The sequence below is a fragment of the Novosphingobium sp. PC22D genome (assembly GCF_002556635.1).
Classification (GTDB): domain Bacteria; phylum Pseudomonadota; class Alphaproteobacteria; order Sphingomonadales; family Sphingomonadaceae; genus Novosphingobium.
Genome location: NZ_MWMO01000009.1, coordinates 35951 through 54320, shown reverse-complemented (window position 1 = coordinate 54320; position 18370 = coordinate 35951). Strand labels below are relative to the sequence as shown.

Annotated in this window: 17 protein-coding genes and 1 tRNA gene; 10 read left to right on the top strand and 8 right to left on the bottom strand. The window is 65.8% G+C overall.

The window, feature by feature from the left end; all coding sequences use genetic code 11:
* Positions 1 to 21 precede the first annotated feature (21 nt).
* The 3 genes from B2G71_RS14130 to B2G71_RS14120 are packed head-to-tail and all read left to right on the top strand — an operon-like array spanning position 22 to position 4348.
* Positions 22 to 2286: a TonB-dependent receptor gene (locus B2G71_RS14130; protein WP_098106922.1), complete on the top strand. Its 2265-nt coding sequence runs from the start codon at positions 22 to 24 to the stop codon at positions 2284 to 2286.
* Positions 2287 to 2291: 5 nt separating this feature from the next.
* The gene (locus B2G71_RS14125) at positions 2292 to 2861 is read left to right on the top strand and encodes a hypothetical protein (protein ID WP_098106920.1); all 570 of its coding nucleotides are present in this window, start codon (positions 2292 to 2294) and stop codon (positions 2859 to 2861) included.
* Positions 2858 to 4348: a PepSY-associated TM helix domain-containing protein gene (locus tag B2G71_RS14120; RefSeq protein WP_098106918.1), complete on the top strand. Its 1491-nt coding sequence runs from the start codon at positions 2858 to 2860 to the stop codon at positions 4346 to 4348. Before B2G71_RS14125 ends, B2G71_RS14120 begins: the two co-directional genes overlap by 4 nt.
* Before the next feature lie 205 nt (positions 4349 to 4553).
* On the opposite strand, the gene B2G71_RS14115 is transcribed toward B2G71_RS14120, so the two are convergent.
* Positions 4554 to 4644, bottom strand: a tRNA-Ser gene (locus B2G71_RS14115).
* Positions 4645 to 4724: 80 nt separating this feature from the next.
* Between B2G71_RS14115 and B2G71_RS14110 the strand changes: the two genes are divergently transcribed.
* Complete coding sequence (locus tag B2G71_RS14110; RefSeq protein WP_098106916.1) at positions 4725 to 5897, top strand: peptidylprolyl isomerase; 1173 nt, start codon at positions 4725 to 4727, stop codon at positions 5895 to 5897.
* Here the strand turns inward: B2G71_RS14110 and B2G71_RS14105 are convergent.
* Positions 5894 to 7984, bottom strand: a complete 2091-nt coding sequence (locus B2G71_RS14105; RefSeq protein ID WP_098107114.1) for a bifunctional (p)ppGpp synthetase/guanosine-3',5'-bis(diphosphate) 3'-pyrophosphohydrolase — start codon at positions 7982 to 7984, stop codon at positions 5894 to 5896. The two genes, B2G71_RS14110 and B2G71_RS14105, sit on opposite strands and share 4 nt — an antisense overlap.
* A gap of 211 nt (positions 7985 to 8195) precedes the next feature.
* Here B2G71_RS14105 and B2G71_RS14100 point away from each other — a divergent pair, with 211 nt between their 5' ends.
* Both B2G71_RS14100 and B2G71_RS14095 read left to right on the top strand, forming a co-directional pair.
* Positions 8196 to 9659, top strand: coding sequence for an Ig-like domain-containing protein (locus B2G71_RS14100; RefSeq protein WP_098106914.1), 1464 nt, complete (start codon positions 8196 to 8198; stop codon positions 9657 to 9659).
* A 156-nt stretch (positions 9660 to 9815) separates the two neighbouring features.
* The gene (locus B2G71_RS14095) at positions 9816 to 10226 is read left to right on the top strand and encodes a hypothetical protein (protein WP_098106912.1); all 411 of its coding nucleotides are present in this window, start codon (positions 9816 to 9818) and stop codon (positions 10224 to 10226) included.
* 31 nt (positions 10227 to 10257) lie between these two features.
* Here the strand turns inward: B2G71_RS14095 and hemF are convergent, their stop codons facing one another.
* Positions 10258 to 11112, bottom strand: coding sequence for an oxygen-dependent coproporphyrinogen oxidase (gene hemF, locus B2G71_RS14090; RefSeq protein ID WP_098106910.1), 855 nt, complete (start codon positions 11110 to 11112; stop codon positions 10258 to 10260).
* A 64-nt stretch (positions 11113 to 11176) separates the two neighbouring features.
* Between hemF and pdeM the strand changes: the two genes are divergently transcribed.
* Positions 11177 to 11854 carry a ligase-associated DNA damage response endonuclease PdeM gene (pdeM, locus tag B2G71_RS14085; RefSeq protein ID WP_098106908.1) on the top strand — a complete coding sequence of 226 codons (678 nt, stop codon included), beginning with the start codon at positions 11177 to 11179 and terminating at the stop codon, positions 11852 to 11854.
* Positions 11855 to 12018: 164 nt separating this feature from the next.
* On the top strand, positions 12019 to 12540 hold the full coding sequence (infC, locus tag B2G71_RS14080; protein ID WP_098106906.1) for a translation initiation factor IF-3: 522 nt from the start codon (positions 12019 to 12021) through the stop codon (positions 12538 to 12540).
* 150 nt (positions 12541 to 12690) lie between these two features.
* On the opposite strand, the gene B2G71_RS14075 is transcribed toward infC, so the two are convergent.
* Entirely contained in the window at positions 12691 to 13086 is a 396-nt protein-coding gene (locus tag B2G71_RS14075; protein ID WP_098106904.1) for a VOC family protein, read from the bottom strand.
* Between the two features lie 77 nt (positions 13087 to 13163).
* Here B2G71_RS14075 and B2G71_RS14070 point away from each other — a divergent pair, with 77 nt between their 5' ends.
* Positions 13164 to 14576, top strand: a complete 1413-nt coding sequence (locus B2G71_RS14070) for a DASS family sodium-coupled anion symporter (protein WP_098106902.1) — start codon at positions 13164 to 13166, stop codon at positions 14574 to 14576.
* Between the two features lie 61 nt (positions 14577 to 14637).
* Here B2G71_RS14070 and B2G71_RS14065 read toward each other — a convergent pair whose 3' ends face one another.
* Entirely contained in the window at positions 14638 to 15171 is a 534-nt protein-coding gene (locus tag B2G71_RS14065) for a J domain-containing protein (protein WP_098106900.1), read from the bottom strand.
* Positions 15172 to 15323: 152 nt separating this feature from the next.
* On the opposite strand from B2G71_RS14065, the gene B2G71_RS14060 reads away from it, so the two are divergent.
* A complete protein-coding gene (locus B2G71_RS14060; protein ID WP_098106898.1) occupies positions 15324 to 15506 on the top strand; it encodes a hypothetical protein in 183 nt (60 codons plus the stop codon).
* On the opposite strand, the gene pal is transcribed toward B2G71_RS14060, so the two are convergent.
* The 3 genes from pal to B2G71_RS14045 all read right to left on the bottom strand — a co-directional run bounded on the left by pal (position 15507) and on the right by B2G71_RS14045 (position 18367).
* A complete protein-coding gene (gene pal / locus B2G71_RS14055) occupies positions 15507 to 16025 on the bottom strand; it encodes a peptidoglycan-associated lipoprotein Pal (RefSeq protein WP_098107112.1) in 519 nt (172 codons plus the stop codon).
* Positions 16026 to 16115: 90 nt separating this feature from the next.
* Complete coding sequence (gene tolB / locus B2G71_RS14050; protein ID WP_098106896.1) at positions 16116 to 17513, bottom strand: Tol-Pal system beta propeller repeat protein TolB; 1398 nt, start codon at positions 17511 to 17513, stop codon at positions 16116 to 16118.
* Positions 17510 to 18367 (bottom strand): TonB C-terminal domain-containing protein, encoded by an 858-nt coding sequence (locus B2G71_RS14045; RefSeq protein ID WP_098106894.1) that lies wholly within the window; start codon positions 18365 to 18367, stop codon positions 17510 to 17512. Before B2G71_RS14045 ends, tolB begins: the two co-directional genes overlap by 4 nt.
* Between the last annotated feature and the right edge of the window lie 3 nt (positions 18368 to 18370).

The window sequence follows — 18370 nt, the reverse complement described above, 5'->3', positions numbered from 1 at the left end:
GCTCGATCAAATGGGGGAATCATGAAAATCCGACTGCTGCCTTCGCTCTCTCCTCTAGCCCTTTTGGCGACTCCATCTGCTGCGTTAGCCGAGGAAGCCGTGCCGCAGGGCGAGCAGAACGAGATTATCGTTACCGGCGAGAAGACGACCCGGAGCCTGCAGGAGACCACCGCTTCGGTGGGCGTGACCACGAAAGAGCGGCTGGACGAGGAGAACATCCTGACGATCCAGGACATCTACAATCGAACCGCGAATGTCTCGGAAACCTATGGCGCTTCCGGCTTCTCCATTCGCGGCATTGACCAGCGCGGCGTGTCGGGCGGTGGCGACGGGGCGACGGCGACTGTCTTCGTCGACGGCGCGCCCCTGCCTCAGGACATTCTGTCGAACGGTCCGACTGATATGTGGGATGTCGCGCAGGTGGAGATATTCCGCGGGCCTCAATCGACGATCCAGGGACTCAACGCGCTGGCAGGAGCGGTCCATATCCGCACGCAGGACCCGACTTTCGACTGGAGCCTGAAGGGCCGCGCGCTCCTATCCTCCTTCGACACGACGCAGTTTGCGGTTGCGGGCGGCGGACCGCTGGTGCCTGACGAACTGGCCTTCCGCCTCTCGGCCGAGAAGCGGGACTCGGACGGCTATATCCGAAACATAACTCGCGACGAGCCGGAAAGCGGCGTGGATTCGACGTCCATTCGCGGCAAGCTGCTGTGGACACCGGCCGCGCTGCCGGGCTTCGAAGCGCACCTCGGCTACCATCATTTCGAGACAAAGGGCGGCTATCTCTTCACGTATGTCGACCGGTCGGTCGGGGATTATTTCGACAACCGCACCAACCCGTCCGACTACCCCAACAGCAGCGATGTCGATAACGATCAGGCGATGTTCGAGCTGCGTTATGATCTGGGCGGCGGCCTGTCCTTCAACGCGCTCACCACGTGGACGGATACGGATTTCACGCGCAAGTATGACGGCGATTCATCGGCAGCCAGCACCGCCTACAGCGACATAGCCGGCGGCGCCGAGACCTTCACGCAGGAGTTACGTCTCAATTACGAGGGGGATCGCCTGAGCGGGCTTGCCGGCTTGTTTTACTACAACCGCGATCAATATCGGCGCTCGCATCAGGTTACGCTGGTCCCCACACCGGGGCCCACCATTGCGGGCCTTCTCACCGACGTGCTGGGGGCAGAGACCGCGGAACAGGTCGCCACGCTTTATACGGGCGCGCTGCCGTTCATCCCGGTCGACTACACGTCGGATTTTCCGACCAAGGTGGAAACGATGGCGCTCTTCGCGGACGCCCGCTACCGCCTCACCGACCGCCTCTCCCTGCTGGGCGGCTTCCGCTACGATCGCGAGCGCAACAAGATCGGGGGCGAAGCGGTCGCGACCTTTGTCGGCACCCTGCCTGATCCGGCCGCCTTCGGCGACATGCTGGTGCCTGTGATCCAGGGCGTGAACGCCGCAGTGCTCGGCTTCGTATCGGATGCCAACGGCTTCACTCCGGTCGGCACCCGCACCTTCAATGCCTTCCTGCCCAAGGGCGGCGTTGAAATGGCGTGGACGCCCGACATTTCCACCGCCTTCGTCGCGCAACGCGGCTATCGCTCCGGCGGCAGCGGCTTCAACACGGCGCGCTCGCAGTTGTTTCCCTATGATCCGGAATTCACCTGGAACTACGAGCTATCGCTGCGCTCGGCTTGGCTCGATGACCGCCTGACAGTCAACGCCAACGCTTTCTACATCGACTGGACCGACCAGCAGACCACCGCCAATTTCGGCAACGGGCTCTATGACACCCATACGGTGAACGCCGGCAAGTCCCATATCTACGGGTTCGAGCTGGAGCTTGCGCATCGCGTCTCCCGGGCTTTCGACTGGTATGCCAGCCTTGGCCACACGCGCACGGAATTCGACGAGTTCGTCACCGATGTCGGTTCGATCACCGATCTGTCGGGCCTGGAATTTCCCTACGCACCTCGCTGGACGCTCGCGGGCGGCGCGAATGTCCGGTTCGGCGGCGGTTTCAACGCCAACGTCAACGCAAGCTATCGCAGCGGCGTCTATACCGACGTTTCGCTTCCCCAGTCGGAGAGCCACGTCGGGGGCCGCACGATCGTCAATGCGCGTGTCGGCTATGAGACGGATCACTGGAGTGTGTCGTTGTTCGCCAACAATCTGTTCGATGAGAAGTACGACCAGTACGTGAACAACGTCACGAACTTCGCGATCATCGGCACGCCGCGCAGCGTCGGCGTAATCCTCGAGGCAGGCTTTTGACCCTCGTGCAGCCTCTCCTCGCGGCGACGATTATTTTTGCAGGGGGCCTCGCGGGGGCCTGGCTGTTGCGTCGCGCCTGGCGCGAACGATCGGACAAGATGCGCTGGCGGGCTTCGGGATGGGCGGTTATCGCCGGCAGTGTGATCTGGCCGGCATGGCTGGTGGACGGCGCGCGCGGACTCTTCTTCGCGGCCACGCTGATTCCCCTGGCGGCTCTCGTCTTGATTGCCTCGGGCTACACGCTGCGGCCGGCGAGGGCGGCACGAAAGGCGCGCGAAGGCCTGGCGCCGGAGCCGGCCGAGCGTTCGCCCAGCTCTTGGCGAACGATCTTGCGCTGGTCGCTTGCGGGTCCTGTCGGCATGATCGCCGCGATGGCGGTGGGCATCAGCTACGTCGTATGGGCGCCGGGCGAAGCGCAGACCCGTCTGCTGATCGGTGGGCTGATCGTGCCGGTCGCCTGGGGCGGCGCCATGGCCTGGACCCTGGCCGACAGCCGCATCCTGCGCGCGACCGCGGTCCTCGTCGGAACTGCGCTGCTAGGCTTTGGCGCGGCGGTGCTGCGGGGTTTCGCATGACCAGGAAAGACAAATCCACTCGCTTCCCCTCGCCCGATCTCGTGCGGGCGGTTTTGAAAGGCCATAGTGGGCTTGGCATCGCCTTTGCCGCCATTCTCTATCTGGTGTGCCTGACCGGCACTGTCGCCGTGTTCCTCAATGAATTCCAGCGTTGGGAAAACCCGGATCTGCCCCGGATGGAAAGCTTCTCCGGTGAAGCGGCGCAGGCCGCCTATCTGGCCGCCATGGCGCGGTCCCGGGCACCGGTCGAGCATGTGTTCGTCAGGATGCCGCAGGACGATCGTCCCTGGCCGATGGTGCGGATCGACGCCGAAGACGGGCAGCGCACGACCTGGGCCGCCGATGCGGATGGGCGCCTGGTTCCCATGCGACAGGGATGGACCGAATTCCTGGCGCGTCTGCACATCAACCTGCATCTGCCGCAAAGCTGGGGCATTTTCATCGTCGGACTGACGGGGGTGGCACTGCTCTCCTCCCTCATCTCCGGCCTGCTTGCCCATCCGCGTATCTTTCGCGACGCCTTCCATCTTCGTCTGGGCGGCGCGCGGCGCCTGCAGGAAGCCGATCTGCACAATCGCATCGGGGTATGGGCGCTGCCTTTCCACGTCACGGTCTCGTTGACGGGCGCCTTGCTCGGACTCAGCGCGATCATCATCGGCGCGCTTGGCCTTGCGGTGTTTCAGGGCGACACTGCGAAGGTCTACGCCCTGTTCACGCCACCGCATCCGGTGGAAGACGTCCGGCCGGCCGCACCTATCGACCTGCGCCCGGCATTCGCCAAGATCGCCAGACAGGTGCCCGATGGCCGGATACGCTATCTTGCCATCGAACATCCCGAAGAACAGGGCGCCGCGGTCATGTTCGAAATGGAGGACGGATCGTCGCGCCTCACCAATGCGGATACCTACGCCTTCGATCGCGCAGGTACGCTCTATTACGTGCAGAAGGCCGCGAACAACAACGTCGGCCAGCAGATTCTGGGTTCGCTGGGTTTGCTGCACTTCGGCTGGTTCGGCGGCGGGACTATCAAGATCGCCTATGCGCTGCTGGGCCTGGGCCTCACCTATCTGGCCGCGGGCGGCGTCAATATCTGGCTGGCCCGGCGACGCGACAAGGGTCGCGCCGCGCCGGGATGGGAGCGCGTATGGGCTGCGACAGTCTGGGGCCAGCCTCTTGCGCTTTGCGGTGCTGCCTTCGCCGCGTTGTTCACGCGATCAATCACGATACCGATCTGGGCCTGGGGCGCGATAAGCCTGGCGACGCTCGGCATGGCCGGCATCCTTGCGGTCACCACCATTTCCCGGTCGCTGCGTCTGGCAACGGGAATGGCGTTGGTCGCACTGGCGGCTGCGCATTTCATGATCTTCGGCGCCGGCGACGGCATGGCCCTCGTCGTTGATGGCGGCCTTGTCCTGACCGGCCTCTTTCTGCTCGCGACCTTGGCTGGCAGCCTTTCGCTGTCCGGGAGAAAGGCGCTATTGGGCTGATTGGAAGGAAGTTGCCCCTCGCAGGGGTCTGTCATGGTTCCAACGCCGCGAACATTGCCGACATTCGGCACCGCATTTCATATTCTCGAACGCGATCGTTCGGTCAACAACGGTTCTTCGAGGTGCGATCTAGACGCGGAAAGGATAGAAACCCGCTCCAAAGCGGGAAGAATATCCTTTTTTATATTAATAACTTAATGAATTATGGCGGAGCGGGAGGGATTCGAACCCTCGATACGGGGTTACCGTATACACACTTTCCAGGCGTGCGCCTTCGACCACTCGGCCACCGCTCCGCATGCCTTTCGGCAAGGCAACGGCCCCTAGCCGCACATGCGGGCTTTCGCAAGACGCTGGTCGCTGGCATCGTAACGCGATGAAGAGGCTCGTCTTGCTTGCCGTCGCGCTCGCGGCTCCCGTCCGGCTCGCGGCGCAGTCAGCGCCGCTTAACGTCGCGGACATCGTTGCGGCAGCCCCGCCCGCCGAGTGGCGCACGATCGCGCCCGAGGATCTGCTGGTGATGGACCTGGCGCCCGATGTCGCGGGCAAGCCGCGACGCGTGGTGATCCAGCTTTTGCCGGCCCCTTTTTCGCAAGGCTGGGTGGAGAACATCCGAACGCTGGCAAAGGCGCACTGGTACGACGGCAATGCGATCGTTCGGGCGCAGGACAACTACGTCGTGCAATGGGGCGATCCGGCAAGCGAGGACGAGACGCCAGACGGCAAGGCGCGCGGCGAGGCCAAGCCGCTGCCGGAGGGTTTGCGCAAGGTGCCGGAAAGCAACTACGTCGTTGATCGGGACACACTCACCGCTATTTCGGCAGGCACCACTGCCAATGAGATGGTCGAGAATATGGCAAGCGACGCGCAAGCTTACCTGGCAGGCCACGACAGCGAGAGGATCGCGCTCATCTCGATCGACGCCACGCAGACCGAAAGGACGCGCCAGGGGTGGCACGAGCGCGACAGCTACGCGACCTGGGTCGAGTTCTGGCAGGGCTGGCCGATCGCCAATGCCGAGACCGGGCGCTGGGTGAACGAGGACGGAGAACCCGTCGCGCGGCCTGAGAACACGCAAAGGCATGGGCGCCAGCAACAGGGAATCACGTTCGACCCGGACACGTCGGTCTTCTGGCCGGTGCACTGCTATGGCTACGTCGGCGTCGGCCGCAACGTTTCGCCCGATACCGGCTCGGGTGCCGAGCTCTATGCCGTGATCGGCCATGCCCCGCGCCATCTCGACCGCAACATCGCGGTGGTCGGGCGGGTGATCGAGGGGATCGAACACCTCTCGACGCTGCCGCGCGGAACGGGACCACTGGGCTTCTACGAAACGCCGCGGGAACAGGTCGCGATTCCTTCGATGCGGCTCGGCAACGAAGTGCCCGGCCTGCCCGCCTATCAGTACCTCGACACGGCGAGCGCAAGTTTCGCCGCCTATCTCGCGCGGCGCGCGAACCGGAAGGACGAATTCTTCATCCAGCCCGCCGGAGGCGTCGATATCTGCAACGTGCCGGTGCCGATCCGTCGCGTGCCGGGCGAGGGCTAGATTCTCTCGGCCTCCGCGACCGCGTCGCTCCCGCGCAGCGAGCTGATCAGACGCACCAGGTGGGCAACATCGCTCACTTCAAGGTCGATCTCGTAGGTTCCGAAGTGCTCGTCGCGGTTGGTCATTTGCAGGTTGACCACGTTGGCGCGGGCGCGGGCGAAATGATCGGTCACTTCGGCGAGCGTGCCCGGACGGTTGTAGAGCACCAGACGGATGCGGCCCGTCGCGCCGGTGGTGCGTTCGCCCCATGACAAGTCGAGCCAGTCGGCATCGACGCCGTCGGCCAGTTTGAGGCAGTCGATCGTGTGGACCTCGACCTTGCGATCGGGCCGGCGCAGGCCGACGATGCGGTCGCCGGGCACCGGGTGGCAGCATTCGGCGAGCTTGAAGCCGACGCCCGCGGTCAGCCCGCGGATCGAGATCGCGCGTTCGCGGCTTGGCCAGTCATCGTCGTCGGCGAGTTTGGCGGTGCTCCCGGGCACCAGCGCTTCCATCACCTCGCGGTCGCTCAGCCGCGCCGAGCCGATGGCCAGCATGAGTTCCTCCTCGTCGCGCAGGCCAAGCCGGCCGATCGCGGCGTCGATCGCCTTGCGCCCGATCCGGCCGGGCACACGCCCGGCGATCTCGTCGAACAGCTTTGCGCCGATCTCGGCGACTTCCTGGCGCTCCTTGGCCCGCACCGCGCGGCGGATCGCGGCCTTGGCCTTGCCTGTGACGACGAAGCCGAGCCACGAGAGCTGCGGTTCGGAATGGGTGCTCTTGATGATCTCCACCACATCGCCGTTCGCCAGCCGCGTACGCAGCGGCATGTGCCGCCCGTTGACCTTGGCGCCGACTGCGGCATTGCCGAGGTCGGTGTGCACGGCATAGGCAAAATCGAGCGAGGTGGAGCCCTTGGGAAGCTGGTGCAACGCGCCCTTGGGGGTGAAGACGAAGATGCGGTCCTGATAGAAGGCCAGCCGCGTGTGCTCGAGCAGGTCCTCGGCGTCGTGGCTGGAATCGACGATCTCGATGAGGTCGCGCAGCCAGCCGACTTCGCCGTCCGGGCTGTCGTCCTGCTTGTAGGCCCAGTGCGCGGCAAGACCGAACTCGTTGGTCCGGTGCATCTCGCGAGTGCGGATCTGCACCTCCATGCGCATCGAATTCTCGTAGATCAGCGCGGTGTGGAGCGAGCGATAGCCGTTGGTCTTGGGCGTAGAGACGTAGTCCTTGAACCGCCCGGGGATCATCTGCCAGGTGCGATGAAGCACCCCCAGCGCGCGGTAGCAGTCGTCCGGGCTGTCGGTCAGGACCCGGAATGCCATGATGTCTGTGATCTGCTCGAAGGTGACGTGGCGTTCGCTCATCTTGCGCCAGATCGAGTAGGGATGCTTCTCGCGCCCGGCGACCTCGACATTGAGCCCGGCTTCGGCGAGCGCCTGCTTGATGGCGAAGGCAATCGCGTCGACTTGTCCGCCTTCCTGGTTGCGTATCTGGCTGAGCCGCCCGGTGATCGTGGCATAAGCCTCGGGCTCGAGCTGCTCGAAGGCGAGGAGCTGCATTTCGCGCATGTACTCGTACATGCCCACGCGCTCGGCGAGGGGCGCGTAGATATCCATGGTCTCGCGCGCGATGCGCCGACGCTTGTCCTCGCTCTTGATGAAGTGGAGCGTGCGCATGTTGTGCAGCCGGTCGGCCAGCTTCACCAGCAGGACACGCAGGTCCTCGCTCATCGCGAGGAGGAACTTGCGCAGGTTTTCCGCCGCGCGTTCGTTCTCGGTCAGTGTCTCGATCTTGCTGAGCTTGGTGACGCCGTCGACGAGCCGGGCGATCTCCTTGCCGAACATCTGTTCGATGTCCGCGATCGTGACCAGCGTATCCTCGACGGTGTCGTGAAGCAGCGCGGTGACGATCGTCTGCTGATCGAGCTTGAGCTCGGTCATCAGGCCCGCCACCTCGATCGGGTGGCTGAAATAAGGATCGCCGCTGGCCCGCTTCTGGGTTCCGTGCTTCTGGACGGTGTAGACGTAGGCGCGGTTGAGCAGGGCCTCGTCGGCCTCTGGTGCGTATTCCTTGACGCGTTCGACGAGTTCGTACTGGCGGAGCATGTTCAAGGCAGCATGTGCGGATTTTCCGCGCAGGAGCAAGAGCCAAGCGCAAGAACCGTCCACCAGGAATGCTCATCGCCTCTTGATATACGATGCTCATAGTGCTGGGACGCGGGAAAATGGCGGTCCGCTCCGTCATGGTCATGACGGTACATCGCGCGTTCATCCGCGCGGGCCGAGCCGACAGCAAACTCTTGAGGAATACAGGCACGTGGCAATCATCGTTCGGATCACCTCCGCAGACGGCAAGAAGGTCATCACCAAGGAACTGCCCGCGCTCCCGGCGAACCTGAAGGTTCCGGCCGGCGCGCGCGTGGACGTGAAGGACTCGGACACCGGCGAGCGCATGTCGCTCGGCCAGTACATCAACGAACACGCCGATGACGAGCGCCGGGCCGAGGACGGCCAGATCGTCAACGACAAGGTCACCATCGAGACCGTTCAGGACTGGGCCGCGGCCGAACAGTGGCTGAATTCCTATGCCGACGGCACCCCGCCGGTCACGCAGACCGGTGCGGGCGATTCGATGGGCACGACCGGCACCGTTGGCGGTGCCGACCCGTGGTACTCGACCGACAGCAACCGCAACGACGATTCGGTCCTGGGCTACGACAAGAACACGCTGACGCTCGGCGCCATCGTCGGTGGCGGCCTTGCCGTCGGCGCCTTCGCGGTCGCGAGCGCGGGCGGCGGAGACGACAACAAGGATACCGTGGCGCCAGTCGCGCCGAGTGCGCTCAACCTCGCCACAGAAGACGATACCGGCGATTCGACCACCGACAACGTCACCAGCAAATCCGAAGGCCTCACGATCACCGGCACCGCCGAAGCGGGCGCGACGGTCGAACTGTTCGAGGGCTCCACTAGCCTGGGCGAGACCACGGCGAGCTCCAGCGGCACGTTCACCTTCGAAATCGACCTGGCGGAAGGAGCGCACGACCTCATCGCGGTCGCCACCGACAACGCGGGGAACGTCAGTCAGGCCTCCACCAAGCTGACGGTCACCATCGACACGACCGGGCCCGCTCCGATCGACGCGCTGAACTTCGCATCGGGCGACGACACCGGCGAATCGGGATCGGACCGGATTACCTTCAAGACCGAGGATCTGACCATCACCGGGATCGGCCCCGCCAACACGATCGTGAAGCTCTACGAGGGCACCCTGCTGCTGGGCACCGACAAGACGGACGCGAACGGCCTGTTCAACATCGACCTCGATCTCGACGAAGGCGTGCACAATATCTACGCGATCGCGACCGATGTCGCGGGCAATGACGCCGATCCGTCCCCGTCGATCACGATCACCGTCGACACCACCGTGCCGCTGCCCGTGACCCAGCTCGACCTCGCCCCCGAAGACGACACGGGCTCTTCGAATTCCGACAACATCACCGCGAAGACGAACAACCTGACGATCACCGGCGTCGCCGAAGCCGGCGCCACGATCGAGCTGTTCGACATTTCCAGCAAGATCGGCACGGTCGTCGCGGGCGAGGACGGCACCTTCTCGCTGGACGTCAACCTCGGGCTCGGCGATCACCAGATCACCGCCAACGTGACCGACATCGCCGGCAACACCACCAACGGCACGAGCGCGCTCGAGATCTCGGTGGTCGAACCCGGCGCCGACGTTCTGAGTTCGCTGCTGGGGTCGACGACCACCTTCGGCTAAATCCGCCGCGACACGCCCCCTTCCCTTGTGTCCGCCGGTTTGCGCCGCGGACGCAGGGTTAACGCTTAGGCAAGGACGATCCGGTATCCTCCGTAGGAAGGATGGCGGAAAAGCAGCCTTTCGGGCGGATGCTTTGCTGAGAAGGCGGGCAGGTACATGGCGTTCATGGAAGGGTTTTCATCGACCGGCGCGAACGAGCGGGTTCGCGAGCCCCGTCAGCGGACGCTGATCCGCGCCAAGATGTCGGGCGAGCGGTTGCACGAGACCGAGATCCTCGTGCGCAACGTCTCGCACTTCGGCATTTGCGCGACCAGCCGCGGCAGCGCTCCCGAGCGCGGCGAGACGGTGACCATCGACCTGCCGAGCGGCGAGACCTACGTCGGCGATGTGCGCTGGGTCGACGGCCTGAACTTCGGCGTCATGCTCAAGCAGGAACTCAATGTCCGGCAGCTTGGCGTCACCACCCAACGGCGCAACGAGAAACTGAGCCAGTCGATCGACTGGCTCGTCGATCAGCGCTTCGAGATCAAGCCGGTGGTGGACAAGTCCAAACTGCGCCCGGTCTGAGCCGCCTCGCGCCGCCGGGGCCGCCTTTGCCTCAGGCCCAGGTCGCTTCGGGCGGCAAGCTCATCAGGATCGCGTCGATGTTGCCGCCGGTCTTGAGGCCAAAGGCGGTGCCGCGGTCGTAGACGAGGTTGAATTCGGCGTAGCGGCCGCGCCATTCGAGCTGTCGCGCCTTGTCATCGGCATCGAACGGCATGGCCATCCGTCGCCGGACCAGCTTCGGGAAGACCGCAAGGAAAGCCTCGCCCACGGCACGGGTGAAGGCGAAGTTCGCTTCCCACGCCGCGGCGTCGGCGCATTCGAGGTGGTCGTAGAAGATGCCGCCGACGCCGCGGTGCGTCTTGCGGTGCGGGATGTAGAAGTAGGTGTCGGCCCACTCCTTGAAGCGCGCGTAGAACTGCGGATCGTGCGCGTCGCAGGCGGCTTGCATCGCCGCATGGAACTCGGCGGTATCCTCATCGTAGGGGAGCGGCGGGTTGAGATCCGCGCCGCCGCCGAACCACGATTTGGTCGTCGTCAGGAACCGGGTGTTCATGTGGACCGCCGGGACGTGCGGGTTCGCCATGTGCGCGACGAGGCTGATGCCGGTCGCCGAGAAGCCCGGCTGCTCGGCCGACGCGCCGTTGACCGAGGCGGCGAAGTCGCTCGAAAGAGCGCCGCCAACTGTCGAGACGTTGACGCCGACTTTCTCGAACACGCGCCCCTTCATCAGGCCGCGTTCGCCGCCTCCGCCTTCGCCGCCGTCGGCGTCGCGTCGCCAGCGCGTATATTCGAAGCGCGCCTCGCTGCCCGCTTCGCGCTCGATCGCCTCGAATTCGCCGCAGATCGCATCGCGCAGCGATTCGAACCACGCGCGAGCCTTGGCGGTATACGGCGTCCAGTCGGTCATTCGATGCGTCCCTTGTTGCATGGCGGCGCTTGCCAAATCGGGGGACCTGCGGCAAGTGGCAGCCATGGTACTCTTTATGTTCTCGGGACGGGAGATGCGCCTGGTCGATGGCAAGGCCGTGCACTGGCCCGAACAGGAGGCCTTGCTACTGGCCGATCTCCACCTTGAAAAGGCAAGCTTTTTCGCGCGGTTCGGACAGATGCTGCCGCCCTATGACAGCCGCGAGACGCTCGAACGGATCGCGCTCGCGATCCGCACCACCGGCGCGCGGCGGGTATTCGCGCTGGGCGACAATTTCCACGATCCGCGCGGCCCTGCCCGGCTCGAGCCGCATGCCGCCGGAATGCTGGCGGCGCTGACCCGCGCGGTCGAATGGGTCTGGATCGTCGGCAATCACGATCAGGATGGAACGGGCGACACGGGTGGCGAGGCGCTCGAGGACGTCGAACTGGGCGGCATCGTCCTGCGCCACAAGGCCCTGGCGGGCGAGACCCGTCCCGAACTGTCCGGCCATTTCCATCCCCGCATCACGCTCAGCGCGCGGGGCCGGAAGATCGCGCGGGCCTGCGCCGTGCGCAGCGAGACGCGGATGATCCTGCCCGCCTTCGGCGCGCTGACCGGGGGCATGGATGCCGCCGATCCCGTCATCCTCGAAGCGATGCAGCCGGCGAGCGCGATCGACGCCATTCTTCCCGCGACCGGCCGGCTCGTTGAATTTCCGCTCTGGCGATCTGCGGCCTGAGTCCCCATATCGACGCGTGGAACCTGGCTCACCGCCGGGTCGTTGCGTCGCACGTGGCGAAATTCGCGCATTCCATTGGAAGGCGATTCGCCCTAAGGGACGCCGTTAATCGCTTGAACCGGTAACTGTACAGGAGAACGCTTATAGCACCCCCACCCCGGCGCATGTTGACGCCGCCGACAAAAAGCGGACCGCGCTACAACAACTTTATCCAGGTCGATAAGGTGCGTGTGATTGACGAGAACGGCGAGAATATCGGCGTCATGTTCACGCGCGAGGCGATCGAGCAGGCAGCCGACGTCGGGCTCGACTTGGTCGAAGTGTCGCCCAACGCCGACCCGCCGGTCTGCAAGTTCCTCGATGTCGGAAAGTATCGCTACGAAGCGCAGAAGAAGGCCAACGCCGCGCGCAAGTCGCAGAAGACGCAGGACATCAAGGAAATCAAGATGCGTCCGAACATCGACGATCACGATTACGATGTGAAGATGCGCAACGTCCATCGCTTCATCGAAGACGGTGACAAGGTCAAGGTCACGCTGCGCTTCCGCGGTCGCGAACTGTCGCACCAGCAGCTTGGCATGGACTTGCTAAGACGCGTGCAGACGGACGTCGAAGAGATCGCGAAGGTGGAAGCCTATCCGCGCATGGAGGGCCGCCAGATGCTCATGGTCCTGGCTCCCAAGTAATCCTTCCTCGAAGGGGCTCAAAGGCGCGTCCGTCCGGGCGCGCCTTTCCCTTGCATGGCGAGCGTGACGCGGAGCAACGCCGCCGCCCTCACCCGCTCGAGCGTCCGCGTATGACGGGCGCCGACCAGACTCGCCGAACGCGTCGCCAGGCTATGCCGCCGGCGGTTCCCACAATTCGATCGGATTGCCTTCGGGGTCCTGGACGCGGCCGAAGCGTCCCACCTCCGGGTGATCCCACTCCGCGCGCCGCTCGACCGGGGAGCCCGCAGCCTCGAGCCGCGCGACCAGGTCGTCGAGCCCGGTCACCCGCAAGTTGAGCATGACCTGCCGCTCGGTCTGCCAGTAGTCGGTGTCGGCCGGAAAGGTCGAAAACACCGTTCCGCCCGCCTCCTGCTCCCACATCCAGCGCCCTTCCGGATCGGGCTCGCCCGCCTTGCTCGCCACCATGCCCAGGTTGTCGCGGTACCATGCGGCAAGCGCCCAAGGGTCCCGCGAACGCAGGAAAAACCCGCCAATTCCGAGCACGCGCCCCTCCGAACCGCTCATATCTCCATCTCCTGCTTGCTCAAGACCACGCGCAGACTAGGGTCGCGCGGGGAAGAGGCAAAGGGGCAAGGGGGCGAATGTCGGCACGCGGGATAGGATTGGTGGTGGGCGTCGCCGCGTTTGTGTCGAGCCTGGTGCTGCCCACGCCGCCCGGAATGCCGCGCGAGGCGATGCTGGTCGCCGGCCTCGTCGTGTGGATGGCGTCCTGGTGGATGACCGAGGCGATCCCCCTCACCGCCACCGCGCTGCTGCCGTTTATCGTCCTGCCCTTCGCCGGGGTGATGACCTCGGGCGAAACCGCGTCGAGCTATTATTCGCCGACGCTCTTCCTGATCCTGGGCGGCGCGTTCATCGCACTCGCCATCGAGCGGACCGGACTGCATCGCCGGCTGGCGCTCGCCCTGCTCGACCGGCTCGGCTCGGGCGGCGGCGGGATGCGGCTGCTGTTCGCCTTTATGCTCGCGGCCGCGATCCTTTCGATGATGATCTCCAACACCTCGACCGCGCTGATCATGATGCCGATGGCGGTGGCGGTGCTCGAAGCGGGCGGGCTCGAGGACGACGACACCGGCGGGCTCTCCGGCGCCCTGCCGATGGGAATCGCCTTTGCCGCCTCTATCGGCGGGCTCGGCACGATCGTCGGCTCGCCGACCAACGCGATCGCGGTCGCGCTGCTCGATTCGATGATCGGACTAAGGATCAGCTTCGCGCAGTGGAGCGCCGTCGGCGTTCCCGTCGTGCTTCTCGGCGTCCCGCTGGCGGCCTGGCTGATCGGGCGGGAGCAGAAGGTGAGCGGCTCGGCGTTCGATACCGCCAGGGCGCGCGCGGCGATTTCGACGAGCCCGCGGTGGTCCGCGCCGGAACGCCGGCTCGTGCCGCTCGTCGCGCTGGCCTTCGTGCTGTGGATGACGACGCCGCTGCTCGCACCGCTGCTTCCGGCCGGCTCGCTCACCGACGGCACGATCGCGATCGCGGTCGGCCTGCTGCTGTTTCTCCTGCCTGACGGAACCGGGCGTCCGCTGCTCATCTGGCCCGAAGCCAATCGCGCGCCGTGGGACGTGATCATGATGTTCGGGGGCGGTCTCGCGCTCGCGGAAGGCATGGGCGCATCGGGCCTCGCCGACTGGCTGGGCAAGGCGCTGCTGCCGCTTTCGGCGGCACCGCTCTGGCTGGTGGCGCTGGCGATCGTGGCCATGGTGATCCTGATCACCGAGTTCGCGAGCAACGTCGCGACCGCGAGCGGAATCATGCCGGTCGTCGCCAGCCTCGCCGTCGCGCTCGGCGCCGATCCGCTGCTGCTGGCGATGCCCGCCGCGCTCGCCGCGAGCTGGGGCTTCATGCTTCCCGCCGGAACGGGCCCCAACGCGATCGCCTGGGCGACCGGGCGCATCGCGCTGCCGCGCATGGTGCGCTCTGGCCTGCTGCTCGACATCACCGGCGCGCCGCTGCTGGTCGGCGTCGCCTGGGCGGTGACGGCGATAATGAGTTAAGGCCGGGCGATGCCGCGCTGGCGCCGGCGCCGGCGCCGCGCCTGGGCGCCGAGGGCGATGCTCAGCCCTTCCACTCGCGCCGGTCCTCGGCGGCGCGCAGCACTTCGTAGGCGAGCTGGTAGGCCTGGAACGCCTTGGCGGCCTCCGCGTCTCCGGGGCGGACGTCGGGATGGACTTCCTTGGCTTTCGCGCGCCAGGCCTTCTTGATCTCGTCGAAATCGGCATCGGCGGCGAGTTCGAGCACTTCGAGCGCGCGCATCTCGTCGCGGCTGCGCGAACCGTCGCCCGAGCCCGCCCAGCTATAGTGCGCCGATTCCTTGAAGCCCGCGTTGTCCGAGCGTTCGCGCGACTCGCGCTGCTCGGCTTCCTCGGCCGACAGCCCCGCGAAGTAGTCCCACCCGGCGTTGTATTCGGCGGCGTGCTTCTGGCAGAAGTACCAGCGATCCGGGTTGTTCGGGGATTTCGGCGCGGGACAATCGCCCGGCTCGTTGCAGCCCTGCCTGTCGCAAAGGCGCACGTTCGCCGCCTCGCGCGCACTCTCGTAGCCGCGCCAGCGGGGAAAGCCCCAGTCGAGAGATCGCCGCGCTCGGCTCATCGCGCGTGACTAGTCCACGACTCGAAAGCGATGCAAGCTCTTGCAATCGGTTCAGTCGGAATTAACTGAACCGGCCTATTGTGCATTGCAGTATCTTTCGTTGCAGACAACGCTGATCTAGCTCAGCGTATTATAGACCGATCGAGGGTGTTATGAGCGAGAGGCTGGCGGTTTCCGCCGCGTTCTCAGTCCTGCTAATGGCGATTTACGTGCTTTTCGGCGCGGAGGCGCAACGCGTGCCGTTCGGGCCGGAGGCCATTCGCACGGAACTGGCCTCGCCGGCGTTTCCCGACGAGGCCGTGTCACCGATCAAGCTATTCGGCGCGCTTCGCTGATCAATCGATCGTGACCGTCACCGCGCGGCGGTTCTGCGCCCAGGCCTGCTCGTTCGAACCGAGCGCGACGGGCCTTTCCTTGCCATAGCTGATGGTCGAGAGGCGCGAGGCAGCGATGCCGAGACTGACCAGATAGTTCTTCGCCGCGTTCGCCCGGCGTTCGCCCAGCGCGAGGTTGTATTCGCGCGTGCCGCGCTCGTCGGCGTGTCCTTCGATCGTGGCACGCTTGTTCGGGTAGCGTCCGAGCCACTGCGCCTGCTTGGCGAGCGCGACCTGATCCGACGAATCGATGTCGTACCGGTCGGTGTCGAAGTAGATCGTGTCCGAGCCCTGCATGAGCTGCACGAAGTCGGCCTGGCTGCCCGGCGCCGGACCCAGCGAGCCGCTGTTGGTGTCGGTATTGGTGGCCGGACCGGGCTCGGGCGGAAGTTCCTTGGGCGCCTTCGAGGCGCAGGCAGAAAGCGCGATCGCACCAGCGAGCAGCGTTGCGGTAGGACCGAATTTGAGCAGTGCGGGCATTGAGGTCTCCTCTGTCTGCATGAGGCTAATGATCGGAACCCGGGGATGTTCCAAACGTGTGTTAATACGATGAACCTCGAGTCAAGCAAATCAAGGGCGGATTGGGCCCCAGGCCGGATCGGAGGCGCCGACCGGCGTGGGCAGCTTGCGCTCGTTGCGCCCGGTCAGGTCGACTTGCCAGATCGTCGTCTGACCCGAATTTCGCGCGGTTCGGAAGAACTGGATGATGCGTCCGTTCGGTGACCATGTCGGGGCTTCGTCCTGCCAGGAATCGGTGAGGTAACGCATGCCGCCGCCATCGGGACGCATCACCGCGATGCGCAGATCGCCCGCGATATGGGTGAAGGCGATCTGGTCGCCGCGCGGACTCCACTCGGGAGTCGCCGCGCGGCCGCCGAAGAAGCTAATCCGGCGCTGGTTCGTGCCGTCCGAGTTCATCACATAGATCTGCTGGCTGCCCGAGCGGTCGCTTTCGAAGACGATGCGGCTGCCGTCGGGCGAGAAGCTGCCGCCGATGTCGATCCCCGGGGTATCGGTGAGCCGCTGGGCCGAGCCGCCACTGGCGGAAATCTTGTAGATGTCCGTGTTGCCGCCGGTCGCCATCGAATAGAGAATCCAGCGCCCGTCGGGCGACCAGCGGGGCGCGAAGGTGGGATTGGAGTTGCGCACGATCAGCTTCTGGCTGTCGGTCGCGAGATCGTAGACGTAGATGCTGGGCTGGCCGTTCAGGTAGGAAAGATAGAGGATCTGCTGGTAGTCGGGCGAATAGCGCGGGGTCAGCGCGGTCGCCTGCCCGCTGGTGAGGTAGCGATGGTTGGCGCCGTCCGAATCCATCACCGCCAGCCGCTTCATCCGCCGGTCCTTGGGGCCGGTCTCGGCGATATAGGCGATGCGGCTGTCGAAGAACGGGCTCTCGCCCGAGAGCCGTGAATAGACGAGGTCGGAGCACTTGTGCGCCGCGCGGCGCCAGTCCGAGGCGCCGAACTGCCAGCCGCCCTTCACGAGCTGCTGCTTGAGCGCGACGTCGTAGAGATAGCAGCCGACCGTCAGCGTGCCGCCCGCGCTGGCGCGCACATAGCCCTGCACCAGCATGTCGGCGCTGCGCATCGACCAGACCGGATAGTCGGGCATCTGCACTTGCGCGTAGCTCACCTCCGGAAGACCCTGCGGTCCCGAGGGCTTGAACAGGCCGTTGTTCCTAAGATCGGCGGCGATCACACCCGAGATCGCGCGGCCGAGCTGCGCCGTCGTGCCCGCGTTGGTCTGCGTCGGCACGTCCTGGTCGGTGGCGAAACTGGTGATGGCGATGCCGAGGTCCTGCCACTCGCTCTCGTCGGAGACGGTAACGGTGAGCCCCCCTTCCCCTTCCGGCTCGCCAGCGACCGGTTGCGCGGCGACGGTCGGGGACGGGGCGGCCTCCTGCGCCAGGGCGGGGAACGCGAGGAAGCTGGCGCTTGCCAGAGCGAGGGCGAGAGCAGCGGTTTTCATTGGGACAACCTTCTGTCGAACTGGGATGTAACGGTCTTCCAGCCTTCGTAGAATTCTTCGGGCAGATTGAAAGGCGCGGCGAGCCGCACGGCCCGGATCGCCTGCTCGGCGTGCCGCTCCTTCTGGGCCTCGTTGGTCGGCGTCACGCCCGTCTGGCGCACGATCGTCGGATTGCCCGATAGCGAACCGTCGCGATTGAGCCGGAAGCGCACGATCGTCACGAGCTGGTCGGCGTCGGCACCCTGCGGCGCCTGCCAGTGCGGCTTGAGCTGGCGCGTGATGGCGCTTGCCAGCGAGGCCTGGACGCGCGGCCCGATCTCGGCCGCCGGGCTGCTGCGCGAGCTGCCTTCGGAGCCCGCGATGCCTTCGAGGAAGTCGCTCCCCACGCGGCTGCCGCCGCTTTTGGCCGCTGGCTTGGGATCGGCCTTGAGCGCGGACTTGGCCGGCGCCGACCGCTTCGGCGGCGCGGGGCGTGGCTCGGGGCGGCTGGGGGCGCTACGCGAGGCTTCGGGGCGGCGGCGCGGACGCTCGTCGGGCACCGGCGCGGGGGCGGGGCGCTCGGGCTGTGCCACCGGCTCGGGCGGGAGCGGCAGCGGCTCGGTCATGTCGGGCACCGCCAGCGGCGCGGCCTCGCCCAGCACGGGGGCGATGTCGGGCGCGGCCTGTGCGTAAGGATCGGGCGAGGTCGAGGTCAGCCCGATATCGTCGCTGATCGTCACCTCGATCCGCTCGGGCGGGGTGACCACATGCCCGCCGTCAGGCCGCAGCAGCAGCATGCCGAGCACACCGACATGCGCCGCGATGGCGATGCCGAGCCCCAGTCGTTCCTCTTTCCTGAGCGCGAGTGCTGCCATTGC